Genomic DNA, 26,041 nt, shown 5'->3' with positions numbered 1-26,041 from the left:
GGATCAGTTGAAACCTGTAGGCAGGCCAAGAAACGGACTGGCCAGCAAAAGGAAAAGCGCCGCGCCCAGCATACCGTCAAATCGGTCCATCAGGCCACCATGGCCGGGGATCAGATTGGAGCTGTCCTTGACTCCCATCTTACGTTTCAGGGCCGATTCCGCAACATCCCCCATTTGAGAAGCCATTGCGATCAATACAGAAATCACCACCAGCTGGATACCAACGCCGGTATTGATCGAAAACAGCAGCCCCACAATCGCCGCGCCGATCCAGCCCGCAACCGTACCGGACCAGGTTTTCTTTGGGCTGACGGCCGGCCAGAACTTCGGGCCGCCAATCATTCGGCCCGCGAAGTAACCGGCGACATCCGTAACAACAACAACCAGCACCAACCACATTTCCCAGCCGAAACCATAGAAATCACGCAGATGCATCAAGGACAGCCCCGCCAAGAGGATCATCCCCGCAAAGGCCGCGTAGATCCGGCGGTTCACGCGAAACTGACTGACTCCAAAAGCGACCAGAATAACAAAGAGCAGCAAAGCCAACCAAACAGGCAGATAGGGCGCGATGAATACAGTAACCCCGGTCAGCACCCCCAATTGCAGCTGTAGATGCAAAACCCCCGGGCGCAGCATCCCGACCAGTTCCCAAACCATCAATCCACAGATCATCCCGACAAGGAGGTGAAACAGATGCCCGCCAAATGCGATCCCGATCAATCCAATCACAATCATGGCGATCCCTGCCCCGACACGGGCTTTCAGATCAGTCCAGTTTTTCACAGAATTAGCCATTGTCACCGCTCATGTCTTGACCGCACCGAACCGGCGGTCGCGTCCGCCATAGGAGGCACATAATGCACCAAATTCTTCCCGACTGAAATCAGGCCAGAGCGTGTCGATAAATTCATATTCCGCATAGGCCGATTGCCACAGCAAAAAGTTGGAAATCCGCGCTTCGCCACTGGTGCGGATCACAAGGTCTGGATCAGGTAAAACGTAAGTATCCAAATACCTTGGCAGCGTTTCTTCATCCACACTGTCAGGATCAAGCCGCCCTGCTGCAACGTCTTGGGCAAGACGCTGAGTGGCGCGGGCCACCTCGTCGCGGCCACCATAGTTGATTGCAATGGTCAGGTTGACCTTGTCATTATGGGCGGTGGCTTCTTCCAGATCATTCATCAGCTGGATCAGCTTGTTATCCAGCCGCAACCGGTCACCGATAAACCGCACCCGCACTCCCTGTTCGCTCAGATGGCGGGTTTCCTTACTGATGTACCGGCGAAACAGGCTCATCAACCCGGCAACTTCCACCTGCGTGCGTTTCCAGTTCTCGGTGGAGAATGCAAAGATTGTCAGATACTTAACCCCGAAATCGGGACAGGCCTGCACAATCTCGCGCACCCTGCGGGCACCGGCGTGGTGTCCAAACAGGCGCGGCCTGCCGCGCTGTGTTGCCCAACGCCCATTGCCATCCATGATAATCGCCACATGGCGCGGACAGCCTTCGACCTTCTCGTCTGATGCATCAGAAGTATCGGTCATAGTTGTGCTCGGCTCCGTTAAAAAGGCGGTTTCACACGCCTTTTCGGGGCTGTGCTATCAGTCTTATGCAAAACCTCCCTGGGAAGGTTCCCGTGATATCAGGCTTAAACCTGCATGATCTCGGCTTGTTTGATTTCAAGCTGTTCATCAACCATCTTGGTGAACTTGTCGGTCAGGTCCTGCATTTCGGTTTCCCAGATTTTCTGGTCGTCCTCGGACATGCCATCGGCCTTGGCCTTTTTGATCTGGTCCATACCATCGCGCCGGATATTGCGCATCGAAACGCGGGCATTCTCGGCGTAAGATCCGGCAACCTTGGTCAATTGCGTGCGCCGCTCTTCGTTCAATTCGGGAATTGGCAACATGATGATGGTGCCGTTCAGCTGCGGGTTGATCCCCAGACCACTTTCGCGGATTGCCTTTTCGACCTTACCAACAAGACCCTTGTCCCAGACATTGATCGTAACCATGCGTGGTTCCGGCACGTTGACGGTTCCTACCTGATTGATCGGCGTCATGGAGCCATAGGCATCCACCATCACCGGCTCCAGCATAGAGGCAGAGGCGCGGCCCGTGCGCAAAGATGCAAATTCAGTCCTCAGCGACGCGATGGCCCCTTTCATCCGGCGCTCAAGGTCGTCTGTGTCCAGCATAAAATCGTCTGACATATGGTCGGTCCCCGTGGTCTTGATGCGTTTATCGACGCGGTATTTAGGCTTGGTTAACGGTATAGAAAATCGGCATCAGAAACACCAGATGCCTTAAGAGGTGCCGCAGCTAGCCCTGCACCCGCGTATAGGTGCCCTCACCGGCCAGAATACCGCGGAAACCACCTGGCTCATCCAGCGAGAACACAATGATCGGCAGGTTGTTGTCCCGCGCCAGTGCAATGGCTGAGGCATCCATGACACCCAGACGTTTTTGCAGCACATCGTCATAGCTGACCGTATCATAACGTTTGGCATCGGCGAATTTCGCCGGATCCTTGTCATATACCCCATCCACCTTGGTGCCTTTGAAAATCGCGCTACAGGACATCTCATTGGCGCGCAGGGTCGCGGCGGTATCTGTGGTGAAATAGGGGTTGCCGGTGCCGGCAGCAAAGATGCAGACCCGCTTTTTCTCAAGATGGCGCACGGCGCGACGGCGGATATAGGGTTCGGCGACTTCATTCATGGTAATCGCGGAAATCACACGGGTGTGGATGCCCAGCCCCTCAAGAGCGGATTGCATCGCCAGGGCGTTCATCACCGTGGCCAGCATGCCCATGTAATCCGCTGTGGTCCGCTCCATCCCCTGTGCGCTTCCCTGCAGGCCGCGAAAGATGTTACCGCCACCGATCACCATGCAGATTTCAACACCCAGTTGATGCACACTTTGCACTTCGCGCGCGATCCGCTCTACCGTCGGGGGATGCAGGCCGAAACCCTGATCTCCCATCAGCGCCTCCCCTGAGATTTTCAGCATCACACGGTCAAAACTCGCTTCAGAGGGGGCTGCGGTCATTGGGGGAACCTTTCGGGAGAGGTGTTTCAATTTTGCGCAAACTGTCCCAAATAGAGGACAGTTTCAATGCGCACTGACAGGGGTTGGCCAAGAAATGCACCTATCCGCCGTTCTTTCTGCCGCGACCCGCGAGATTTCTCCGGAAAAACACGTTTTGATCGCAGGGCCGACTGCCAGCGGCAAATCCGCACTGGCCTTGGAGATCGCCGAGAAACAGGGCGGAATCGTCGTGAACGCCGATGCGTCGCAGGTATATGACTGCTGGCGGGTAATCACCGCGCGGCCCAGCGCGGATGAGGAATCACAGGCCCCTCACGCGCTATACGGTCATATCGCGGCGCAGGATGCCTATTCGACAGGGCATTGGTTGCGCGAGGTTACGGCACTTTTGGCACAGGGTGAACGTTTGATCATCACCGGGGGCACCGGGCTGTATTTTACCGCACTGACCAAAGGGCTGGCCGAGATCCCGCAAACCCCGGCCGAGATACGGGCCCGCGGGGATGATCTGCCCCTTGCCGACCTGCTTGCTGGCCTTGATGCGCAAACCCTGACGCGGATTGATACCCAGAACCGCGCAAGAGCGCAGCGGGCTTGGGAGGTCGTGACGGCAACGGGCAAGGGGCTTGCGGCATGGCAGGACAACACCGGCCCTGCCGCCTTGCCGTTGGAGGCCTGTCATCCCTTTGTTTTTGATGTCGATAAGGAATGGTTGAATGCCCGGATCGCCAAACGTTTCGATCTGATGCTGGAAGACGGGGCACTGGCAGAGGCAGAGGCTGTGCGTCCGACCTATAACCCGTCCCTGCCCGCTCATCGCGCCATCGGTGTGCCCGAATTGATGGCATATCTGGAGGGGCAGATCACCTTGGACCAAGCACGCGAACAGGCGGTCATTGCCACACGCCGCTTTGCCAAACGACAACGCACTTGGATGCGCAATAAGATGTCTGACTGGCGCAAGCTGTCACCAGAATAACTTACAGTTAAGCGATCTTTTCCCACAAAAATACTGGATTTACCTGCTTCTGAATTGTGTTTATGCAATACCCCATGCAGTTTTCGCCAAGCGCCATCCAGTTTCAGACTTTGGCCCTGTTCAATCAGGGGGGCGCGTGGCGGCGGCAGTTGGCACATGATCAGGATTACCATGTCTTGGTCTGGATCACCCGAGGACAGGGGCGGGTTCTGCTGGACGGCATAAGACGCGGCATCGGGGCGCACAATGCGTTATTTGTACCTGCGGGTTCCCTCTTTGCCATGGATATGGGCCGCCAAAGCATAGGCCATGTTGTACTGGTCCCCGCCGCAACCGATTTGCGCCTGCCTGAAATCCCCCGCCATCTGCGCATCCGCGAGGTGCAGGCCCAGTCAGAGCTGACCAGCCTGATCGAAGCAGGCCTGCGCGAAGATCAGGGAACACGTCCCCTGCGCGAGGATGCGCTGGAAGGTCATGCCACCTTGATGTCGGTCTGGCTGCGCCGCCAGATGCTGGACCTTGCCCATGCGCCAGAACGCCCAAACGCGGCGCAACGGCTGAGCGCGCGATTTTGTGCATTGGTCTCACAACGCTATCGCTCAGGTGCGCCAATGGCTGACTACGCAAAGGCACTTGAGGTAACCCCAACCCATCTGACCCGCGCCGTTAAATCTGCCACAGGTAAAACTGCAGCCGGATTGTTAAGCGAACGCGTCTTGCATGACGCCCGCCTGTTGTTGGCGGAAACCTCCCACCCCGCCAAGCAGATCGCTGCATTTCTTGGCTTTGGTTCAGCCGCCTATTTCACCCGCTTCATGCAACAGCATACCGGCCAGTCACCAAGCAGCCTACGCAGCAAGGCAGAGCGGGTCCCGTAAAACCATTCCTTGGCATATGTCGTTTTTGACAAATGAAAATGTCGCAAAATTCCCAAAATCCGGCGGTCGCAGACATTGACCTTGGCCGTCAACCTGTGCCTGATAGACCTGTAGGGGATAGAAGATGCAGCTGAAACACCGGCAAAAAAGCGGGAATGTGGCAGTATTCGGGAAATGGGGACCTCCGACACCAGCATCGATCCTGACAAGGGAGCTTTCGGGCTTTCTAAATCAATAGCCAGCCATAAGGCAGCATAATACGGACGGGGATAACCCTGTCTGGCCACCAACAGGGGCACTACATGGGAATTTTCATCTTGCGCCGGCTGGGCGTGATGTTGCTGACGGCACTCTGCCTGACCTTCATCGTGTTCTGGCTGACCAATCTTTATCCGAATCTTGAAAAGCTCGCGAAGACCCAAGGCAACTTTCGCATGTCGGACGAGGCTGTAACCTCGTATTTGGGCGATCGGGGGTACTTACAGCCCCTGCCCGTCAAATTTGGTCAATGGCTGGGTGTAATGCCCGGTTGGGTGACCGAAAAAGACGACGGCACAACATTTGGCCGCTGTTTTGACGCGGATACCCCCGAAGCGGACCGCCGCACCCGTTGCGGTGTGATCCAGGGGGACTGGGGGTATTCAACGGTCTTTAAGGAAGAGGTTGGCGCGACGGTAGCTACACGATTGGCCCTCACCGGCAAGCTGATGCTGTGCGTGTTGCTGTTGATGGTGCCCTCTGCGCTGATCGTCGGGGTGCTGGCGGGCATGCGCGAAGGATCAAAGCTGGACCGGTCGCTCTCGACCTTCTCCATCGCGACAACGGCCACACCTGAATATGTGTCCGGGGTGATTTTTATCGCGCTGCTGGCCTCGTCGAAGTTTGGCCTTTCACCGATCTTGGCCGATCTGGGCTGGATAGACGGCAAAACCCTGTTTCTGGGATCTGCCACTTCGGCAATGAAAGACGCCAACTTTTGGAACTTCTTCTTACCGGTGCTGACCATTTCACTTTATGGCATGGGGTATATCGCGCGCATGACAAGGGCCTCTATGGCGGAGGTGATGACCGCGCAATATATCCGCACCGCGCGGCTGAAAGGGGTGAAGTTTTCGGATATCGTCCTGAAACACGCACTGCGCAACGCGCTGATCGCGCCGTTTACTGTGATCATGTTGCAAATCCCATGGCTGCTGAACGGCGTGGTGATTGTTGAAACCCTGTTTAACTACAAGGGGTTTGGCTGGCTGTTGGTTCAGGCGGCGGGCAATAATGACATTGAGTTGCTATTGGCGGTGTCGGTTGTCTCTGTTGCCGTTGTTCTGGTGACACAGCTGATTTCCGATATCGGTTACGTTTACCTTAATCCCCGCATTCGCATTTCTTAAGGGAGGGCACGCACATGGAACCTTTGACATGGACGGGCTCACTTTCGGGGCTCAACTATATTTTCTACTTCGTGGTCGGGTTGTTGTTCCTGTCCATCGTTGTTTCGACACTTGCCTCACTGGTGCCGTCATCCGGCAGCCGCGCGGTCAGTGCGGATGGCACTCTGGCCGCAGATAAGGGGGCGTCGGGTTTTTTGAACATGATCACCGGCTATCTGTTCCTTGGCACAATTGCGCTGGTGCTCGTCTATCTGATTGCCGGTGTGATCATGGGGCCGGGTGCGGGAATTTTCGGCGCGATGTCACGGCAGTTCCTGCCGGTCTGGATTGCGCTGATCGCAACCTTTGCGGTCTCCATCTTCTACAAGCGGAAACTGGGGCTTTACGGCAAGCTGTTTGACAGCACCGTGGGGATGATCGGTTTCGGCATTGTGATGTTCTGGGTATTCACCGGGGTCATGGGGGGCGTGTTTGACATGCTGGTGACCCATGACAGCCTGAGCCAGGTTTCCGGTATGAAAAACAAACTGCCGGGCACACCGCTGCGCGGGGCTGAGGAAGGCGACTACCAGTGGTTTTTGCTGGGTGGCGACAATCTGGCACGCGATGTGTTCAGCCGGTTGATCAAAGGGTCCTGGGTGGTGGTGCAGATTGCGCCAATGGCGACAATTTTTGCCTTTATGGTCGGGATCACACTGGGGCTGCCTGCAGGGTATTACGGCGGTAAACTGGACACGTTACTGTCCTTTCTGGCCAACCTGATCCTCGCCTTCCCTGTGATCTTGCTGTTCTACCTGCTGGTGACACCTGAGATCGTATTGACCGGCATTCCCAATTATATGGCGATCTTCCTCTTTGTCTTTCCGCTGATCTTTGTTGCGATCCTGCTGAATTCACGGTTCTACACCCAACCCTCCCTGCGCACGCCGTTGCTGATTGGTGTGCTGGGGGTATTGGGCTGGCTCTACCTGTCGTTGATCTCGACCGATGGCTATGCGGTGCCGGATAAGATCTGGGGTCTGCCAAGTTTTCTGGATGGCTTTGATATCGACGACGGGGTTTTGGTGGTTTTTGTCGCGGTGGTTTTTGTGAATTCGCCCACGGTGTTTCGCATCGTGCGTGGCCTCGCGCTGGACATCAAGACACGCGACTATGTGGCGGCGGCACAGACCCGCGGCGAAGGGCCATGGTATATCATGCTGTGGGAGATTTTGCCCAATGCCCGTGGCCCGCTGATTGTCGATTTCTGCCTGCGCATCGGCTATACCACGATCCTTTTGGGAACCTTGGGGTTCTTCGGGTTGGGGCTGGAAAGCGAAAGCCCTGATTGGGGATCAACGATCAACGCGGGACGGCGCTTGCTGGCGTTATATCCACATGCGGCGATTGCACCGGCGCTGTCACTGTTGAGTCTGGTTCTGGGATTGAACCTGCTGGCGGACGGTCTGCGTGAGGAGTCACTGCGCGACTGATGTCGGGGCATGCCGGGGCTCTGCCCCGGACCCCGGAATTTACAGGCAAGATGAAACGCACCCGGTTGCGGCCTTGCCGAAAGGGAGTAGACGATGGTTAAAGAAGCATATGACGGGCCGATCCTTGAGATTGATAAGCTGTCGATTTCATTCTTTACGCGGCTGAGAGAAATCCCGGCGGTGATGGATTTCTCGGCCTCCGTGATGCCGGGCGAGGCGCTGGGGCTGGTTGGCGAATCCGGCTGCGGCAAATCCACGGTTGCCTTGGGCGTGATGCAGGATCTGGGCAAGAACGGGCGCATCGTCGGGGGCTCGATCAAGTTCAAGGGGCGCGACCTTGGCGAAATGTCCGATGACGAGCTGCGCGATATTCGCGGCTCCGAGATTGCGATGATCTATCAGGAGCCGATGGCCTCGCTGAACCCGGCAATGAAGATCGGCAAGCAGTTGATGGAAGTGCCGATGATCCATGCCGGCATGAACGAAAAAGATGCCTATGACCGCGCCTTGCAGGTCGTCACGGATGTGAAACTGCCCGACCCCAAACGCATTCTGAATGCCTTTCCACATCAGCTTTCCGGCGGGCAGCAGCAGCGCATCGTCATTGCCATGGCTTTGATGTCGGAACCGTCACTGTTGATTCTGGATGAGCCGACAACCGCGCTGGATGTTACGGTTGAGGCGGCTGTGGTGGAACTGGTCAAGGATCTGGGCAAGAAATACGGCACGTCGATGCTGTTCATTTCGCACAACCTTGGGCTTGTTCTGGAAACCTGCGACCGGATTTGTGTGATGTATTCCGGTGAAGCGGTGGAGCGTGGATCAATCGAAGATGTGTTCGACGAGATGCAGCATCCATACACGCAGGCGCTGTTCCGCTCGATCCCCCTGCCCGGCGCAGATAAAAACGCGCGCCCCCTGGTGGCGATTCCGGGCAATTTCCCCCTGCCCCACGAACGTCCGCCGGGCTGTAACTTTGGCCCGCGCTGCGATTATTTCGAGGCGGGGCGGTGTGATCAAACGGCAATCCCGATGCAACCGATCCAAGGGAATGACCGGCACCATACGCGCTGTCTGAAGTTTGATGAAATCGACTGGAACGCGCCGCTGGAACTGGCGGATGTGAAAACCAAAGGCGCCGTCGGTGATGTGGTTCTGAAAATCGACAAGCTGAAAAAATATTACGAGGTGGCAGCCAATGCGATGTTTGGCGGCGGTAGCACCAAGGTGGTCAAAGCCAATGAGGAGCTGAGTTTCGAAGCCCGTGAAAGCGAGACCCTGGCGATTGTGGGGGAATCCGGCTGCGGGAAATCCACCTTTGCCAAGGTGCTGATGGGATTGGAAACAGCGACGGACGGGCAGATCCTGCTGGATGGCCACAACATCGGTGATGTGGCGATTGAAGAGCGCAGCACACAGAATGTGGCGGACGTGCAAATGGTGTTCCAGAACCCGTTTGACACTTTGAACCCGTCCATGACCGTAGGTCGCCAGATCGTCCGCGCCCTTGAGATTTTCAAAATCGGCCGGAATGAAAAGGAACGTTGGCAGCGCATGCTGGAACTGCTGGATCTGGTGAAACTGCCCCGTGAATTTGCCACCCGCATGCCGCGCCAGCTGTCCGGTGGGCAGAAACAGCGCGTTGGCATTGCCCGCGCCTTTGCCGGGGATGCACGGATCGTAGTGGCGGATGAACCGGTCTCGGCGCTGGATGTGTCGGTGCAGGCGGCGGTGACCGATCTATTGATGGAAATCCAGCGCGAGCAGAAAACCACATTGCTGTTCATCAGCCATGATCTATCGATCGTGCGTTACCTCAGCGACCGTGTGATGGTGATGTATCTGGGCCATGTGGTTGAACTGGGGTCAACGGATCAAGTGTTTTCTCCTCCCTATCACCCCTATACGGAGGCACTGTTGTCAGCGGTGCCGATTGCCGACACCAGCGTGAAGAAAAAGCATATCGTGCTGGAAGGCGATATTCCTTCGGCGATGAACCCGCCCCCCGGATGCCCCTTCCAGACGCGGTGTCGCTGGAAATCCGAAGTGCCCGGCGGGCTGTGCGAAACCGAAGTACCCCCAATCCGCATGGTCGCAGAGGGGCATCAGTTGAAATGCCACCTGTCAGAACAAAAGCTGGCAGAGATGGAACCGGTGATCGAAGTGGGTGTGGCTGCGGAATAGAAAACGCGGCCCCTTGCGTAAAGGGGCCGCGCCGTGATCTGTGCTGTGAGATCAATTAGTTAGAGATCTTGGCACCGGCATCGTTCACGGTGCCATACTGCTGTGCAACGTTCAGCGCAAAACCGTCGACCATGGCCGTGTAGAAATCATCCATCGAGGGTGAAATGCCTACATAACCTTCGGGAACTGCAGTCAGGTCAGTCACGGCCAGAATATTCACCTTAAAGCTCTGCCCGCCTTCGCCGGTATTTGTGTCAATCGAGACGACACCTTCCAGCTGGTTGAATTCCTTTGAATCGGGAAGCATGGTGTCGCCGTCCAGCGCAACCTTACGCAGATCCACGCGGATGATCGGGTCAGCGGCATTGTCGCTGCTTGGGATCAGCTTGGCGATGGCAACCTGCACATCGGTCGCGATTTCAGGGAAGTACTCTGCTGCGTTGGAGTCCTGTGCGGCGTCATAGGACGTAGACACGCGGATCTCTGATACACCATCCACATCGGCGGCAAGTGCAGCACCCGTGAGGGCCATAACGCTTACGGTTGTAGCGAGGGTCAATTTTTTCATCATAACAAACATCTGTATATTCCTTACTCGTTTGTCCGCCGGTGCATATGTTCTGCGGGGCGGTCTGACGGGATAACAGGGGGGTATGACAAAAGGTTCCAAAGAATCTTTGGACCTGTGTTTACAGTATCGCTTTTAATTCCGGGCGCGCTGGTCAGTTGCCGCCGATAATCCGCACGTAATTGCGGGTTTCCTTATAAGGTGGCACACCACCATGTTTGCGCACAGCACCAGGGCCAGCATTGTAAGCGGCCAGTGCCAGTTTCCAGCTGCCGAAGGTCTTGTACTGCTGTTTGAGATACCGTGCGCCGCCTTCAAGATTCTGTTTGGGATCGGTTGGGTCCACCCGCAGGGTCCGCGCCGTGCCCGGCATCAGCTGCGCCAGACCAATGGCCCCGGCATGGCTGATGGCTGCGGGGTTCCAGTTGCTTTCCTGCTGCACCAGCCGCAGGAACAGATCCACCGGCACACCGTGACGCGAGGCTGCCGCCTTGGCCATATTCAGGAACTTACCTTTATATTTTCCGCGGTATTTCGGCAGTGCTGCGACATCCCATTTGGTTGGTGTCGTCACTGTCGGGGGTTTCAGCCGGACCGAAGCAGAATATTGTTTAGAGGCGCGGTTATCGAGCAGTTTGGATTGCGACTTAAACAGGGATGTGCGGCTTTTGGAAGAAAGCACCTCGGCCTGAACAGACCCGCAGGCCAGCGTGATACAAAGCGATGCAATCATCGCCAAAACACCCGAATTCCGCATTGTAAGACACCCGTGCCCGTTTCCTCGCGCTGCTTATACCAGATATAGGGTCTGCCGCCAGTGTTAGATTGTCCCATCAGCGGGGTGCAACCTGTCCTAATCTGCATAAACCCATGGTCCGGCGCCGGATGGGCGGATATAACACCCCGAACCATACGGCTTGGCGGATTCGCAAAGCTCTACTTACAGACGGACGAGGGAAAAAATGGCTGGCTCAGTAAATAAAGTGATCTTGATCGGCAATCTGGGGCGGGATCCCGAAGTGCGCTCGTTCCAGAATGGCGGCAAAGTGTGCAACCTGCGGATTGCGACATCTGAAACATGGAAAGACCGCAACACCGGCGAACGCCGTGAGAAAACCGAATGGCATTCTGTAGCGATCTTTCAGGAAGGGCTGGTGCGGATCGCAGAGCAATATCTGAAAAAAGGCTCGAAGGTTTACATCGAAGGTCAGTTGCAGACCCGCAAATGGCAGGACCAGTCCGGCGCTGACAGATACTCCACCGAAGTGGTGTTACAGGGCTTTGGCGGTACGTTGACCATGCTGGACGGGCGTGATGGCGGCAGCGGCGGTGGCGGCGGTTATGGTGGTGGCCAAGGTGGCGGCGGCGACTACGGCGGCGGGTATGACAGCGGCCAAGGTGGCGGTGGTGGCTATGACAGCGGCCCCTCACAAGGTGGCGGCGGCGGTGGATCCTCGCGGGATCTGGACGACGAAATCCCGTTCTGATGGGCAATGGGGCCTTCCGACTTCTGAAACCTTCGGATGCGGATCAGGCCCTGGTCCTCTACAATGAACTTACGGTTGGCCCGCCTGCAGAAAGCACGGCGGGTTTTTCCGTGGTGCTGGATCATCCCGGCACGCAGGTCTTGGGGGTATTTGCCGGGGCAGATCTGGCGGCCATGGTCACGCTGCATCTGCTGCCCAATGTGCTATGGAACGGGCGGCCCTATGGTTTGATTGAAAATGTTGTGACACGGGCAAGCCACCAGCAGCGCGGATTTGGCCGGCAGGTGATGCAGGGCGCAATTGATGCGGCCTGGGCGGCAAATGCCTATAAAATCATGTTGATGACTGGTCAGGGCCGTGGTGCGACAGGGTTTTACGAATCCCTTGGTTTTTCATCCAAGGACAAGTTTGCAATGGTGATGCGGCGCGACTAAGCGCTGACACATCTCCCGCAGCTCACCGGTCCCGCAAAGCGTCTCGCAAGACGTCCAGGACCACATCGCGCGGTACATCCGAGGTCACAAAGGCCTGCCCGATCCCACGGGCCAGAATGAAACGCAACTGGCCATCCACAACTTTCTTATCCTGCCCCATCAGCGCCAGCAGCCCTTCGGCGTCGGGCAAATCGCCATCAATATCGGAAATGTCGGTTTTCATGCCCATGTTACGCAAATGGGCGCGCACGCGGCTTGGGGTTTCCTGTGCACAGAGCCCCAGACGCGCAGACAGTTCAAACGCCAGGGCACAGCCAATCGCCACACCTTCACCATGTAACAAGCGATCCGAATAGCCCGTTGCGGTTTCCAGCGCATGACAGAAGGTATGGCCAAGGTTCAACAGGGCGCGATCCCCCTGCTCTGTCTCGTCACGTGCCACGATGTCGGCTTTCATTTCCACCGAACGGCGCACCGCCCTGATCCTTGCATCCATGTCGCCTGCGGCCATGGCCGGGGCGTTCTTTTCAAGCCAGTCAAAAAAGGCCGCATCACCCAGCATGCCGTATTTCACCACCTCGCCGTAACCGGCCAGAAAATCACGCGCGCTCAGCGTGCCCAATACGGCGGTATCCGCCAAGACGAGGCTGGGTTGGTGAAAGGCACCGATCAGGTTCTTGCCCTGTGTCGCATTGATCCCGGTCTTGCCGCCAACCGAACTGTCAACCTGCGCCAGCAAAGAGGTCGGAATTTGCACAAACCGCACACCGCGGCGCAGAATCGCGGCGGCAAACCCCACCAGATCCCCGATCACCCCACCGCCAAAAGCAATCACGACATCGTTGCGCTCCACCTTCTGGGACAGCAGCCAATCCACGCAATGTTCCAACTGTGACCAGCTTTTGGTCGCCTCCCCGGGTGGCAGGCTCAGCGCTTGCAGCGTGATCCCTGCGGTGGCCAACCCCGCCTCCAAAGCGGCCAGATGCAAGGCGCCGACTGTCTTATCGGTAATGACGGTTACTTTGGGACGGTGCAGAATGGGCGCAATATAGCTTCCCGCCTGCGCCAGCAGGTCAGGCCCGATCACCACGTCATAGGCGCGGCCCGGCAGGTCAACATGGACGGTTTCAACCATCAATAGGCTCCAATACATCGGGCCGGTCGGCCAGAGCTTCAATCACGCGAATGGCCATGGCATCAATGCTGAGGGCCGGATCACAGGGCACCGCAATATCGGCCTGACTATATAGTGGCACCCGTGCTTCATATAGCGCAGTCAGGGTTGCCTTGGGATCACGGGTGCGCAGCAAGGGGCGGGTATCCTTGTGACGGACGCGATTCCACAGCAGATCCAGTTCAGCATTCAGCCAGACCGACACGCCGCGTTGCGAAATCACCTCGCGGTTGCCCTGCGCCAGAAAGGCACCGCCGCCAGTTGACAGGATACAACGGGCAGTGTCCAGCAACCGGGCAATCACTTCTGATTCACGTTTGCGGAAAAATGCTTCGCCGTCGCGGGTGAAGATTTCAGGTACACTCAGATTGGCCGCCGCTTCGATCTCGGCATCGCTGTCCAGAAACGGTGCGCCCAGCTTGGCCGCCACCGCACGCCCCACAGCCGTCTTGCCAGCCCCCATCATCCCGACAAGGACAACCGTCTTCTTCAGGGTGTATCGGGCGGGTGCCCTACCGTCATCGGCCATCGTTTGCTCAATTCCGCTCATTTTTATCTGAATGACGTGATCTTGCCGAAAAGGCCATATATAGATTGCATAACTCAGGCGTAAAAAAACAGGCGTAACATATGGGCAAACTAATTAAGCTGCTGATCTTCCTACTTGTTTTGGGGTTTGCAGCGCTTGTCGGCTTTGCCTATCTGGGACCGTTTTTCGGGGCGGAGTTTGCACCCGCACAGGTGGAAATCCGCCAGCCCGTGACGTTGGGGGCCGATTAGGTGGGGCAAACCTGCGCAAAACCTTGGCGATATCGAATATTTTCGGGAGCGGTCACCTTGCTGGCAGCTGCCCCGCTGGCGGCCCAGTCACAGGGGCCTTTGTCCGTCATTGACTGGCTGGACACACAATCCCCGCCCGAAGTTGCACGCCCCGTTGTACAGCAGAAAAACACCGGACGGCCTGCGGGCAAACGCCCGATCGACGAACCTGCGGTGGCAAAAACCGCCCTTGCCCCGACTGTTGCTGTTCAGCCCCTGACCCTTGGCAGTGCGCGCGAAATCGGGTTGGTGCCGCCAAAGGTCACCGGCCTGCCTGCCGATCTGTGGCGGGGCAGCGATCTGCGCAAACTGGAGACCAAGATTGCCGGGCTGCCGGATCTGGCTTTGCCGGCGGCGCAGTCTTTGCTTTATACTGTATTGCTCAGCGAGGCGCAGGCACCGGGCGGCAATTCCGCAGCAGGTGATGCGCTGGCGCTTGCGCGTGCGGAAAAACTGATGCAGCGCGGGGCGCTGGATCCGGCGCAGGCGCTGATTGAACAGGCCGGGGTCGCCACCTCACCGGCGCATTTCGATCTCTGGATGCAGATCAGCCTGCTGACCGGCACTGAAGACCGCGCCTGTGACCGCTTGGCCGCCGCCCCGCATCTGACACAGAACTACGGCACCCGGATCTTCTGTGATGCCCGTGCGCAGCAGTGGGAAAATGCGGCGCTGACCTTTGGCACAGCCAAGGCGCTGGCTCTGCTGCCCGATGATCAATTGGCCCTGCTGGACCGGTTTCTGGACCCGGAAGGGTTTGACAATGCCGCGCCTCTGCCGGTCTCGCGCAATATGGACCCGCTGACGTTCCGTATGTTTGAAACCATTGGCGAGCCGGTGAATACCGCCAAACTGCCGCGCGCTTATGCGGTGGCAGATCTGCGTGATCTGGCGGGCTGGAAGGCCCAGCTGGAGGCAGCAGAGCGGCTGACCCGCGCCGGTGCCCTGCCCGACAACCGTTTGCTGGGCCTCTATTCGGACCGCAAGGCGGCAGCCTCTGGTGGTGTCTGGGACCGCGTACGGGCCTTGCAACGTTTTGAAACCGCGCTGGCCTCCGGCAGTGCAGATGCGGTTGGCAAGACCCTGCCGACCGCTTGGCGCGAGATGCGCAATGCGGGGCTTGCGGTTACATTTGCCGAACTTTTTGCAGATCAGCTGGCGCAGGTCACTCTGGAGGGCAAAGCCGCGCGAACAGCCTATGAGATCCTGTTGCTCTCCCCCGCATATGAGACCGCGGCTGCCGGTAGCGAAAGTGCCGATCTTGCCACCCAGATTGCATTGGGAGAAACAAAACCCGGACGTCCTGCCGAAATCATGCAAGGTGCGGTATATGATGCTTTTTCCGGTGCTGCACCCCGTGCTGATCTGGTGGCCATGGTGAAACAGGGCCGGCTGGGCGAAAGCATTCTGGAGGTTTTGACCCTGTTGCACACTGGGACACGGGGCAATGACAAGGCCTTGCGCGACGCGCTTGCCACGCTGCGGGCATTGGGCCTTGAAGACACCGCCCGCCGCGCCGCGCTTCAAACCCTGCTGTTGGACCAATAGCCGATGCAGAGTGACACGTTTCACTGGATTTCCATTTTTCTTGAAGCGCAGGCCGCCGAACTGGGGGCTGCGACAAATACCCAGCTGGCCTATGGTCGGGACCTCAAGGATTTTGACACGTTTCTGGCCCGCAAATTGCTGGATTTCACCTCTGCCAGCCGCGATGATGTGGAAAGTTACCTGATCTATTGCGACGCGCAGGGGTTGGCCAAATCTACCCGCGCACGGCGCCTTTCCGCCATCAAACAGCTCTACCGCTTTGCCTTTGAGGAAGGATTGCGCCAGGACAATCCCGCAATCCAGATTTCCGGCCCCGGACAGGAAAAACGCCTGCCCAAGATCCTGACCGAAGAGGAGGTTGATCGCCTGCTGGACGCCGCCCGCGCCTCGGGGCGCAGCGCGCGTGATCGTTTGCGCAACACCTGCCTGATGGAGCTGCTCTATGCCACGGGCATGCGGGTCACAGAGCTGGTCGGCCTGCCGATATCCGCTACTCGGGGGGACCCAAGGTTGCTGTTGATCATGGGCAAAGGCGGTAAGGAACGGATGGTGCCCCTCTCCCCGCCTGCCCGCGTCGCACTTGCCGCATGGCTCGAGGACCGTGATCAGCAGGACGAGGAAAACCGGCTGAAACGCAAACCCGCCTCGCGATTCTTGTTCCCGTCACGGGGCAAGTCCGGTTATCTGACGCGGCACCGGTTTTATCTGTTGATAAAGGAGTTTGCCGTTGCCGCCGGTGTTGATCCGGCCAAAGTCACACCGCATACGCTGCGCCATGCCTTCGCAACCCATCTGCTGGCCAATGGGGCCGATCTGCGGGCAATCCAGACAATGCTGGGGCATGCTGATATCGCGACCACCGAAATCTATACCCATGTGCTGGAAGAACGGCTGTCTGAACTGGTGCTGGAACGTCACCCTCTGGCCGAAGGCGTCACACGCAAGCTTTCCGGCAAGACATCTTCGGACGGCCAATAACCGCTGAGAAGCCCGTCGCGATACCCCTGCGGCAATCCGGCCCGCGTCATATCCTCGGCAGCGCCCTGCGCGTCATAGGGCAGGTTTTCGATCCATACCTCGCCATCTTCCAAGATCGCAAACCGTGTGCCCTGTTGCCCGTCATGGGCAGGCATCCCAATGACGCCCGCATTGATCCAGCGCCCCCGTGGTATGAATTTGACAAAAGGCACCCCGGCATGGCCCGCAATGATATGATCCACCGGACCAACCGCCCGTTCTACCGCTGCCCATTCCTGTGCAAAGACCTCTGTGCTGCTGGAAGGCCAGATGAACCGCGCCACATCTGTCATACCACCATGGATCACCGCATATCGCGCGCCCTGATGGCGAAAACTGACCACATCCGGCAGGCTCGCCATCCACGCCTTGTCTGCCTCCTCCAGAATGTCCGCCGCAAAACCGTACCAGCCGGCACTCAGCAGATCACAGGCGCTGCCATCCTCGAATCCGCAGCCGCAATCGGGCGCATCGCTGCCCAGCTGGATTTCGCAATTGCCCGCCACCACCGCACAGCCAAGGGCGCGGATCTGCGCCACCGTGCGCGCCGGTGCGCCGCAATAGGCCACCACATCGCCGCTGCAGATCATCTGTGCCGCAGGTATCCCACGCGCCTGCGCCACCCGGATCAAAGCCGCCATTGCCTGCGCGTTGGAATAAGGCCCGCCAAAAACCAGCACGGGCCCCTCAAGAGCTCCCAAATCCAGATGCCTGATACCCCTCATGTGCCCCTCCCCTGAATGGTGCCCTTGAATGCAACGCCCTGCGGCCCCATAACACCATTAGACATTATCACATGGACATCTTCCCGAATGGAACCCTCCTCCGCGCTCGTCGACACTACGTTTATTGATGGGGCATTCTGGTTCAGTACCAGCATCATCTTTCTTCTGTTGATCCTGTCAGGCTTTTTCTCGGGCTCTGAAACCGCATTGACCGCCGCTTCGCGCGGGAAGCTGCGCACACAAGCCGACCGGGGATCAAAAGGGGCCGAACGCGCGCTCAAGATCACCGAGGACAATGAGCGGCTGATCGGCTCTGTTCTGTTGGGCAACAACCTTGTGAACATCCTTGCGACCTCGCTGGCAACCACCCTGTTTCTTGGTCTGTTCGGCGAAAGCGGCGTGGCCTATGCAACGCTAGCAATGACGCTTCTGGTTCTGGTCTTTGCCGAGGTGCTGCCGAAAACCTATGCGATCACCAATTCGGAACGTGCTGCGGCGCTGGTCTCTGGGCCGATTTCAATTGTTGTGCGGATCTTTTCCCCCATCGTGACGGCGGTGCGCCTGCTGGTGCGTGGAATTCTACAGCTGATGGGCGTGACCGTTGACCCTGACAGCAACATTCTGGCGGTGCGCGAAGAAATTGTCGGGGCGCTGCAACTGGGCCACTCCGAAGGGGTGGTGGAAAAGGAAGACCGTGACCGCATCCTGGGGGCGCTGGATCTGGCCGAACGCGCCGTGGAAGAAATCATGCTGCACCGGTCCGGCATCGAAATGATCGACGCAGATGCGGACCCGTCCGATATTCTGGATCAATGCCTGCAATCTAACCACACCCGCCTGCCGGTGTTTCGCGACGACCCTGAAAACATCATCGGGGTGATCCACGCCAAAGACCTGTTGCGCGCCATGTATAAACTGATCGGCGGCCCTGACGGAGATGCCTCTGCGCTCAAGAAATTCGATGTCTCCTCTGTGGCGATGAAACCCTATTTTGTGCCCGATACTTCGACACTTGATGAACAGATGCGCCAGTTCCTGCGCCGCCGCACCCATTTTGCGCTGGTGGTGGATGAATATGGCTCGCTTCAGGGGCTGATCACCCTCGAAGATATTCTGGAAGAGATTGTTGGTGAAATCACCGATGAATTTGACCCGGACGCCGACCATCAGCTCTCTCCCGGTGAAGATGGCAACTATTATGTCGATGGCGCAATGACGATCCGCGATCTGAACCGTGCCACCGATTGGTCGCTGCCAGATGATGAGGCCAATACGCTGGCCGGGCTGGTGATCCATGAGGCGCAGATGATCCCCACAGCCGGTCAGGTCTTCAGCTTTCACGGCTTCCGCTTTGAAGTGACATCGCGGGACGGGAACCGGATTACTCAATTGAAAATCAGGCCACTTTGACGCAGGCGCGCACTAATCCAGACAACGTAACCTCGCGTTAATACTGATCCGACATACCACCAGAAAACGGGCCAATGTGATGGCCCCTTAGGTGAATATGCGCTGTCTACGAACCCTTAGAATGACCTGTTTGATATGGCTTTGGTCGTCATTGGCCGTTTGTGCCGATTGCGACCGGTTATTGTCAGTGATCGAACTTGCACAAGCGACCTTTACCACCGCCGCCGCCCCCGACCAAAGCCGGTTGCCGAAGATCAACAAGATGATCCGTGACATCAATAACGATGCGATGCTTGCGGTCCTGCGCCAGTCGGGACAGGCACATGCCTATGGGACTCTGCGCCATTTCCTTACCGTCATGATGTTTGTTGCTGACCAACCGGACGGGGTGGTTCAGCTGCCTGATGCTTTTGCAGATGATCTTGCACAAGCTGTTGAAACCATTGACAAAGCCTGCGCCTCCCAGAAGCCGCAGGGCACGGCACCCGCCGCTAAAGTTGATCCGTCGGAACCCCGCAGGCTGGCGGGCGAAAGGCAATGGCGCGCCCTGACGGGATGGGTGGGTGATGTTAACGCAGAGATTGAGAGACACCGTTACCAGTTGCGCCTGCTTGGAATCGTGCTTTTGGGCTTCGTCCTGACGGTGCTGCTGGCCATGGCTGCTCATGTCGCTGTGATGGTTTTACGCATCATCCTACGCGGGCGATCCATCTGCGATATCCCAATACATATGACAGTATTGGGGGATCGCCTTGCCGGAAGGATCACCGTCATCGGGAAACTCGGCTGCGTTATTGTTCCGGATGTGCCCCCGGATGCAGAGGCGGCTCCGGTAATCAACCGGGGCATCTATCTCAATATCGTTGTGGGCGAGCAGGTGCTGAATGCCAAAACAATGGTCGAAACCACAGATGTCTACCGAATGTTGTTTTCCACACCGCTCAGCCGCAAGACGCTTCGACAATTGTTGCTCAGCTCGCACTCCCCTGTCCGCTATGATCTGAGCGCCCTGCAAGGCTACAAGCTTGGCCGCCGCTATTTCGGGATCGGCTCCTTGCCAAAAGCCTGAAAGGTCACTCCCGCAGTTTGGTACCCTGAGGATCAAAGGGCGGTTCCGCCAGAACCGTGGCCCGATGGGGTCGGCCCAGCACCATCACATCCACAACATCACCGGCAACGACCTCTTTAACAAACCCAAGGGCCAGCGATTGCCCGACTGAATACCCGTAAGCCCCTGATGTGACACGGCCAATCCCAATGCCATCCTTGAATATCGGCTCCCCACCGGTCGCATCCGCGTTAGAGGCATCGGTCTGACCCGCATCCAATGCCAACACAACAAGATGTTCACGCGCTGGTTTCGCCAATGTTTCAGCCACGGCTGATTTGTTCAGGAACGCCTTGTCCATTTTGCACAACCGCTCAATACCCACCTCATGCGGCCAATATTCGGGACTGTATTCCCGGCTCCAGGAGCCATAGCCCTTTTCAATGCGCAGCGACATCAACGCCCGTGAGCCAACCGGCCCTGCGCCCACCGCCGCCCCTTCTTTAAGAAGTGCCGCAAAAAGCTGCGCCTGATCTTCAACTGCGCAATGCAATTCCCAGCCCAGATCCCCGGTGAAACTCACCCGCAACGCCAGACAGCGCACCCCGGCCAGTTCGACCCAAGCCGACCGCATAAAGCGGAAATCGGCCGTTGCCAGCGAGGTGTTTGTCATCCGCTGCAAGATCTCGCGCGATTTAGGCCCCGCCACGTTAAAGCCGCACATGGCCTCTGTCCGGCTCTCGAATGTGGTGCCATCGGGTAGCGGCACCTGCTTAAAGAACCGCTGGTGATAGCGCTCGGCCATGCCGGACCCGATGATCCAGAATTCCTCATCCCCCATGCGCGTGACCGTGAAATCCCCCGCGATCCCACCACGCGTGCCGATCAATGGTGTCAAACAGGACCGCCCAACCAATTTCGGCATGTTATTGGCAAAGACGGCATTTAACCACGCCTCTGCCCCCGGCCCCGCACAGCGGTATTTCGCGAAATTCGAAATGTCGATGATGCCCGCATTTTCGCGCAGCATGCGGCATTCGCGTCCGACCTGTTCCCACCAGCCCTGCCGCGTGAACCCTTCGGTCACATCCGGCGCGCCGATGTCCTTGCCATAATACAGCGGATGCTCCCAACCATAGTTCAACCCAAATACCGCGCCCAAATCGCGTTGGGCCGCATAGATGGGGCGTTGGCGCATGGGGCGGCCCGCGCTGCGTTCCTCATTCGGGAAATGGATCTTGAAGCGGTTGGCATATTGGTCCCCCACCCGCGCCTTGGTGAACGCCGCATCTGCCCAATCGCCAAACCGTGCCACGTCCCAGGCAAACATGTCATAGCGGCTTTCACCGGTGACTATCCAATCCGCGGCTAGCAGCCCCATGCCGCCCGATTGCGAGAACCCTGGAACAATACCGTTACAACAGAAATAGTTGGACAGTTCCGGCAGCGGGCCGAATAACACATTGCTGTCTGGTGACCAGATCATCGGCCCGTTGATCACCCGTTTGATTCCTGCGGTGCCGACCGCGGGAACACGGTCAATTGCGCGCATCATATTGTCCTCGATCCGCTCCAAATCATCGGCAAACAACTCGTGCCCGAACCCCTGCGGCGTGCCGTTTTCGGCCCAGAATCGCATGTCCTTTTCATAGGCCCCGACCAGCAATCCCTTGCCTTCCTGACGCAGGTAATACTCACCATCGCGATCCGCGACCGAGGGTAAACGCCGGTCCAGCCCGTCGATCTCTGCAATCGTTTCCGTCACAAAATATTGGTGTTCGGTCGGTTGCAGCGGCAGCTTCACACCGGCCATCGCAGCCACTTCACGCCCCCATAGACCGGCCGCATTCACAATCCACTGCGTGGCGATATCACCCTTCTCGGTGCGCACAATCCAACTGCCATCCGCCTGCTGCTCTGTCCCCGTCACGGGACAGAAGCGAATGATCTCTGCCCCATTTTGACGTGCCCCCGCCGCATAGGCATTGGTCACACCCGAAGGATCCACATTGCCGCCGTTCTCTTCAAACATGATACAGCGGATGCCGTCATACTTGACCAGCGGATGCAGCACCTCTGCCTCTTCCCGCGAAACTTCGCGAAACGGCATGTTATAATATTTTGCCTTTGCCGCCTGCAAGCGCAGCTGGTGTTCGCGCGCTTCGGTCTGGGCCAGATAAAGGCTGCCCGGTTGAAACACACCGCAGGACTGCCCGGTCTCTGCCTCCAGCTGGTTATACAGGTCCATGGTGTAATTCTGGATGCGGGTGATATTGTTGTTGTCATGCAGCCCGTGGATATTTGCCGCCGCATGCCATGTTGAGCCGCTGGTCAATTCATCCCGTTCCAGCAAAACCACATCGGTCCAGCCCAGTTTAGTCAGATGGTACAGGATCGAGCAGCCGATCACGCCACCTCCGATCACAACAGCTTGGGCATGGGTGCGCATGGGGCTTGGTCCTGTATTTCGGTTTTCCTTACCCCACCATTTGACCCCCGCCATTTCCCACCGATTGCCAGATCACGACATCTTCTGTCGGAAAACTACATGCGACTGCATTCGTCAGCTTTCAGGCTTGGGGCAAGCAAATCTGGAGACCCCCATGCAAACATCTACCCGTGTTCTGATCATTGGCGGCGGCGTCGTCGGCGCTTCGGTCTTATATCATCTGACCAAACTGGGTTGGTCCGACGTGATGCTGGTTGAACGTTCCGAGCTGACCTCTGGCTCCACCTGGCACGCGGCGGGTGGATTTCACACGCTGAACGGTGACACCAATATGGCGGCGTTGCAGGGCTATACCATTCGCCTTTACAAGGAGTTGGAGGAAATCACCGGCATGTCCTGCGGCTTGCACCACGTGGGCGGAGTCACTTTGGCGGACAATCAGGACCGGTTTGATATGCTGTTGGCGGAACGCGCCAAACATCGGTTTATGGGCTTGGATACAGAGATTGTCAGCCCCGAAGAAATTCAGAAAATCGCGCCGGTCACGAACATCGACGGCATCATCGGCGGTCTTTATGACCCGCTTGATGGACACCTTGATCCCTCCGGCACCACCCACGCCTATGCCCGCGCGGCCAAGATGGGTGGTGCGACCATTGAAACCCATTGTATGGTACAAGAGACCAACCAACGCTCTGATGGCACATGGGATGTGGTCACCGACAAGGGTACGATTCACGCCGAGCATATCGTTAACGCAGGTGGACTTTGGGCACGTGAAGTTGGGGCAATGGCCGGTGTCTATTTCCCGCTGCACCCGATGGAACATCAGTATCTGGTCACTGAAGACGTGCCGATGATTGTCGAGATGATGAAAGACGGAATCGAGCACCCGCATGTGATGGACCCAGCAGGCGAATCCTATCTGCGCCAAGAAGGCAAAGGGCTATGTATCGGGTTTTACGAACAAACCTGCCGCCCGTGGTCCGTTGATGGCACACCATGGTCCTTTGGTCAGGACCTGCTGCAAGATGATTTTGACAAGATCGAAGACAGCATCGCCTTTGCCTATAAACGCTTTCCCGATCTGGAACGTGCGGGTGTGAAAAACGTGATCCACGGGCCCTTCACCTTTGCGCCGGACGGCAATCCGCTGGTCGGTCCGGTGCCGGGAATGCGCAACTATTGGTCCGCTTGCGGGGTTATGGCCGGGTTTTCCCAGGGGGGCGGCGTTGGCCTGACCCTTGCCCAATGGATGATTGAGGGAGAGCCGGAGCGCGATGTGATGGCGATGGATGTGGCCCGTTTCGGCGATTGGATCACGCCGGGCTATACCCTGCCAAAGGTGATCGAAAACTATCAGAAACGGTTCTCCGTCGCCTACCCGAACGAGGAACTGCCCGCCGCGCGGCCCCATCGCACCACGCCAATGTATGACATTTTTACCGAAATGGGTGCGGTCTGGGGCCAGCAATTCGGCCTTGAAGTACCAAATTACTTTGCCAGAGGTGACGAACCAAGCTTCGAAACACCTTCCTTCCGCCGTTCAGATGCCTTTGACGCCACCGCCCGCGAGGTGAAGGCGGTGCGCAGCAGTGTCGGAATCAACGAGGTACAGAACTTTGGCAAGTTTCTGGTGAAAGGCCCAAATGCGCGGGCTTGGTTGGACCGGATCATGGCGGGACGTGTCCCTGCAAAGGGGCGGCTGTCGCTTACGCCAATGTTGTCAGAGAAAGGTAAGCTCATTGGTGATTTCACCATCTCCTGCCTCGCGGAGGATCTGTTCCAGCTGACCGCCTCCTACGGGTCTCAATCCTACCATTACCGTTGGTTTCTTAACCACTTGGAAGATGGTGTTGAGGTTGACAACATTTCCGATCGGCGCACCGGATTTCAAATTGCCGGGCCGCGCGCCCGCGATGTTTTGCAAGCCTGCACACGCCGCGATGTCAGTGATATGAAATTTCTGGATGTCTGGGAAATGACCGTGGGTCAAAGCAAATGCATCGTGCAACGGGTCAGCTATACCGGCGATCTGGGGTTTGAGATTTATTGCGACCCAATGGACCAGCGTAGCCTGTGGCAGCATCTTTGGGAGGCGGGACAGCAACATGGGATCACGCCCTTCGGCATGCGCGCAATGATGTCGCTGCGGCTGGATAAATTCTTTGGCTCATGGATGTCGGAGTTTTCACCAGATTACACAGCAGCAGAGACAGGGCTGGACCGGTTCATCAGCTTCAAGAAAAACACCACTTTCATCGGTCGTGCCGCCGCAGAAGCAGAGCGCACAACACCACCCGATCGCCAGCTGGTCGCCTTCAAGGTCGAGGCCGAGGATGCAGATGTACAGGGCTATGAACCGATCTGGCTGGAGGGTGCCGTTGTGGGTTTTTGCACCTCAGGCGGGTATTCGCATTATTCCGGCACCTCGGTGGCGCTGGGCTTTGTGCCGCGCGCGCGGGCGGTTGAGGGTTTGGCGGTCGAGATCGAGATCCTTGGCCAGATGCGCCCGGCACATCTGATCACCGCGCCGCTGTTTGACCCTGACGGTGCTGCCATGCGCGGCTGACAAGGGGCACTTACTTTTGCCGTCTGCGCCCGGTAAACTGTGGGACATGAATCCGCGCAACCTGCCCATCGTCATCCTTGCCGCCGGTGCATCCAGTCGGATGCGCGGGCGTGACAAGCTGTTGGAAGAGGTAAACGGATTGCCCCTGCTGCGACAGCAGGCCCTGAAAGCCTGTGCGGTCACGGGTGGTCCGGTGCTGATCGCCCTGCCGGCACCGCCACATCCCCGGTATGACGCACTGATAGGATTGGAAGTTCTGCCGTTTGCAGTGCCGGATGCGGATGAGGGCATGAACGCCAGCCTGCGCCGCGCCTTTGCGGCCCTGCCACGGGAAGCCCCCTGCGCGTTGGTATTGCTGGGCGATTTGCCGGATGTGACAGCCGATGATCTGGCAAAGGTGGCAGATGCGGTGGAACTGGACAGCGGTCAATTGATCTGGCGCGGGGCAACGCAGGAGGGTGCGGCGGGGCATCCGATTGTGTTTCACCGCACCTTATTCCCGGCCTTTGCGCAGCTAAGCGGAGACAGCGGCGGGCGCGAGGTGGTCGCACAGGCCAAGGGGCGCATGACCTTGGTGCCCTTAGAAGGACAGCGCGCGCGGCGTGACTTGGATACGCCAGAAGACTGGGACAGATGGCGCAGGGAACAGGACCAGACATAGCGCCAGCATTGGTAAATCCATATGATTTTTCAGGGCAATTTGGACCACTGCATCCGTCCCCATGAGCAGCCTCTATCAGATAAAATTGAGCGGGGCAGTTTCCCGCCCCGCTCTGGTCGTTTGTCATAGGTGATACATCCCTGACAAACTGCTGCATATTTCTGACACCCGGTT

The 26,041-nt window shown here is 57.7% G+C and carries 24 protein-coding genes; 14 read left to right on the top strand and 10 right to left on the bottom strand.

Annotated features, from left to right (window positions below):
- Window positions 1-3: 3 nt before the first annotated feature.
- The 4 genes from QQL78_RS06495 to pyrH all read right to left on the bottom strand — a co-directional run bounded on the left by QQL78_RS06495 (window position 4) and on the right by pyrH (window position 3,054).
- Complete coding sequence (locus QQL78_RS06495) at window positions 4-798, bottom strand: phosphatidate cytidylyltransferase (RefSeq protein ID WP_284371761.1); 795 nt, start codon at window positions 796-798, stop codon at window positions 4-6.
- Window positions 799-807: 9 nt separating this feature from the next.
- Window positions 808-1,548, bottom strand: a complete 741-nt coding sequence (gene uppS, locus QQL78_RS06490; RefSeq protein WP_284371760.1) for a polyprenyl diphosphate synthase — start codon at window positions 1,546-1,548, stop codon at window positions 808-810.
- A gap of 104 nt (window positions 1,549-1,652) precedes the next feature.
- Window positions 1,653-2,216 (bottom strand): ribosome recycling factor, encoded by a 564-nt coding sequence (gene frr / locus QQL78_RS06485; RefSeq protein WP_284371758.1) that lies wholly within the window; start codon window positions 2,214-2,216, stop codon window positions 1,653-1,655.
- A gap of 109 nt (window positions 2,217-2,325) precedes the next feature.
- Window positions 2,326-3,054 carry a UMP kinase gene (gene pyrH / locus QQL78_RS06480; protein WP_284371756.1) on the bottom strand — a complete coding sequence of 243 codons (729 nt, stop codon included), beginning with the start codon at window positions 3,052-3,054 and terminating at the stop codon, window positions 2,326-2,328.
- A 94-nt stretch (window positions 3,055-3,148) separates the two neighbouring features.
- Between pyrH and miaA the strand changes: the two genes are divergently transcribed.
- From miaA to QQL78_RS06455, 5 genes are all read left to right on the top strand, one after another.
- Window positions 3,149-4,033, top strand: coding sequence for a tRNA (adenosine(37)-N6)-dimethylallyltransferase MiaA (gene miaA / locus QQL78_RS06475; RefSeq protein WP_284371754.1), 885 nt, complete (start codon window positions 3,149-3,151; stop codon window positions 4,031-4,033).
- A 74-nt stretch (window positions 4,034-4,107) separates the two neighbouring features.
- Entirely contained in the window at window positions 4,108-4,911 is an 804-nt protein-coding gene (locus QQL78_RS06470; protein ID WP_284371752.1) for a helix-turn-helix transcriptional regulator, read from the top strand.
- Window positions 4,912-5,213: 302 nt separating this feature from the next.
- On the top strand, window positions 5,214-6,299 hold the full coding sequence (locus QQL78_RS06465; RefSeq protein WP_284371751.1) for an ABC transporter permease: 1,086 nt from the start codon (window positions 5,214-5,216) through the stop codon (window positions 6,297-6,299).
- 14 nt (window positions 6,300-6,313) lie between these two features.
- A complete protein-coding gene (locus tag QQL78_RS06460; protein WP_284371749.1) occupies window positions 6,314-7,771 on the top strand; it encodes an ABC transporter permease in 1,458 nt (485 codons plus the stop codon).
- Window positions 7,772-7,864: 93 nt separating this feature from the next.
- Window positions 7,865-9,955, top strand: coding sequence for a dipeptide ABC transporter ATP-binding protein (locus QQL78_RS06455; protein WP_284371747.1), 2,091 nt, complete (start codon window positions 7,865-7,867; stop codon window positions 9,953-9,955).
- A gap of 55 nt (window positions 9,956-10,010) precedes the next feature.
- On the opposite strand, the gene QQL78_RS06450 is transcribed toward QQL78_RS06455, so the two are convergent.
- A complete protein-coding gene (locus QQL78_RS06450) occupies window positions 10,011-10,535 on the bottom strand; it encodes a hypothetical protein (protein ID WP_284371745.1) in 525 nt (174 codons plus the stop codon).
- A 142-nt stretch (window positions 10,536-10,677) separates the two neighbouring features.
- Window positions 10,678-11,256, bottom strand: a complete 579-nt coding sequence (locus QQL78_RS06445) for a lytic transglycosylase domain-containing protein (RefSeq protein WP_284375470.1) — start codon at window positions 11,254-11,256, stop codon at window positions 10,678-10,680.
- A 229-nt stretch (window positions 11,257-11,485) separates the two neighbouring features.
- On the opposite strand from QQL78_RS06445, the gene QQL78_RS06440 reads away from it, so the two are divergent.
- Together QQL78_RS06440 and QQL78_RS06435 are read left to right on the top strand one after the other, a co-directional pair.
- Window positions 11,486-12,010 (top strand): single-stranded DNA-binding protein, encoded by a 525-nt coding sequence (locus tag QQL78_RS06440; protein WP_284371742.1) that lies wholly within the window; start codon window positions 11,486-11,488, stop codon window positions 12,008-12,010.
- Entirely contained in the window at window positions 12,010-12,444 is a 435-nt protein-coding gene (locus QQL78_RS06435; protein WP_284371740.1) for a GNAT family N-acetyltransferase, read from the top strand. Before QQL78_RS06440 ends, QQL78_RS06435 begins: the two co-directional genes overlap by 1 nt.
- A 22-nt stretch (window positions 12,445-12,466) precedes the next feature.
- Here the strand turns inward: QQL78_RS06435 and aroB are convergent, their stop codons facing one another.
- Together aroB and QQL78_RS06425 are read right to left on the bottom strand one after the other, a co-directional pair.
- Entirely contained in the window at window positions 12,467-13,579 is a 1,113-nt protein-coding gene (gene aroB, locus QQL78_RS06430) for a 3-dehydroquinate synthase (RefSeq protein WP_284371737.1), read from the bottom strand.
- The gene (locus QQL78_RS06425) at window positions 13,572-14,168 is read right to left on the bottom strand and encodes a shikimate kinase (protein ID WP_284371736.1); all 597 of its coding nucleotides are present in this window, start codon (window positions 14,166-14,168) and stop codon (window positions 13,572-13,574) included. The genes aroB and QQL78_RS06425 overlap by 8 nt, the downstream gene beginning before the upstream one ends.
- A gap of 80 nt (window positions 14,169-14,248) precedes the next feature.
- On the opposite strand from QQL78_RS06425, the gene QQL78_RS06420 reads away from it, so the two are divergent.
- From QQL78_RS06420 to QQL78_RS06410, 3 genes are read left to right on the top strand one after another with little or no spacing between them, the layout of a single operon-like run.
- Complete coding sequence (locus tag QQL78_RS06420) at window positions 14,249-14,398, top strand: hypothetical protein (RefSeq protein WP_284371734.1); 150 nt, start codon at window positions 14,249-14,251, stop codon at window positions 14,396-14,398.
- A 57-nt stretch (window positions 14,399-14,455) separates the two neighbouring features.
- Window positions 14,456-15,985: a hypothetical protein gene (locus QQL78_RS06415; protein ID WP_284371732.1), complete on the top strand. Its 1,530-nt coding sequence runs from the start codon at window positions 14,456-14,458 to the stop codon at window positions 15,983-15,985.
- 3 nt (window positions 15,986-15,988) lie between these two features.
- Window positions 15,989-16,963, top strand: coding sequence for a site-specific tyrosine recombinase XerD (locus tag QQL78_RS06410; protein WP_284371730.1), 975 nt, complete (start codon window positions 15,989-15,991; stop codon window positions 16,961-16,963).
- On the opposite strand, the gene QQL78_RS06405 is transcribed toward QQL78_RS06410, so the two are convergent.
- The gene (locus tag QQL78_RS06405; RefSeq protein ID WP_284371728.1) at window positions 16,900-17,727 is read right to left on the bottom strand and encodes a metallophosphoesterase family protein; all 828 of its coding nucleotides are present in this window, start codon (window positions 17,725-17,727) and stop codon (window positions 16,900-16,902) included. The genes QQL78_RS06410 and QQL78_RS06405 overlap by 64 nt on opposite strands.
- Before the next feature lie 87 nt (window positions 17,728-17,814).
- On the opposite strand from QQL78_RS06405, the gene QQL78_RS06400 reads away from it, so the two are divergent.
- The gene (locus QQL78_RS06400) at window positions 17,815-19,137 is read left to right on the top strand and encodes an HlyC/CorC family transporter (RefSeq protein ID WP_284371726.1); all 1,323 of its coding nucleotides are present in this window, start codon (window positions 17,815-17,817) and stop codon (window positions 19,135-19,137) included.
- A gap of 121 nt (window positions 19,138-19,258) precedes the next feature.
- Window positions 19,259-20,206, top strand: coding sequence for a hypothetical protein (locus tag QQL78_RS06395; RefSeq protein ID WP_284371724.1), 948 nt, complete (start codon window positions 19,259-19,261; stop codon window positions 20,204-20,206).
- 4 nt (window positions 20,207-20,210) lie between these two features.
- On the opposite strand, the gene QQL78_RS06390 is transcribed toward QQL78_RS06395, so the two are convergent.
- Entirely contained in the window at window positions 20,211-22,634 is a 2,424-nt protein-coding gene (locus QQL78_RS06390) for a GcvT family protein (protein WP_284371722.1), read from the bottom strand.
- A gap of 154 nt (window positions 22,635-22,788) precedes the next feature.
- Between QQL78_RS06390 and QQL78_RS06385 the strand changes: the two genes are divergently transcribed.
- The gene (locus QQL78_RS06385) at window positions 22,789-25,206 is read left to right on the top strand and encodes a GcvT family protein (protein ID WP_284371721.1); all 2,418 of its coding nucleotides are present in this window, start codon (window positions 22,789-22,791) and stop codon (window positions 25,204-25,206) included.
- 46 nt (window positions 25,207-25,252) lie between these two features.
- Window positions 25,253-25,867 (top strand): nucleotidyltransferase family protein, encoded by a 615-nt coding sequence (locus QQL78_RS06380; RefSeq protein WP_284371719.1) that lies wholly within the window; start codon window positions 25,253-25,255, stop codon window positions 25,865-25,867.
- The last annotated feature ends 174 nt before the right edge of the window (window positions 25,868-26,041 follow it).

Source organism: Sulfitobacter pacificus (genome assembly GCF_030159975.1).
Taxonomy (GTDB): Bacteria; Pseudomonadota; Alphaproteobacteria; order Rhodobacterales; family Rhodobacteraceae; genus Sulfitobacter; species Sulfitobacter pacificus.
This window is presented reverse-complemented; position numbering and strand designations above follow the sequence as displayed.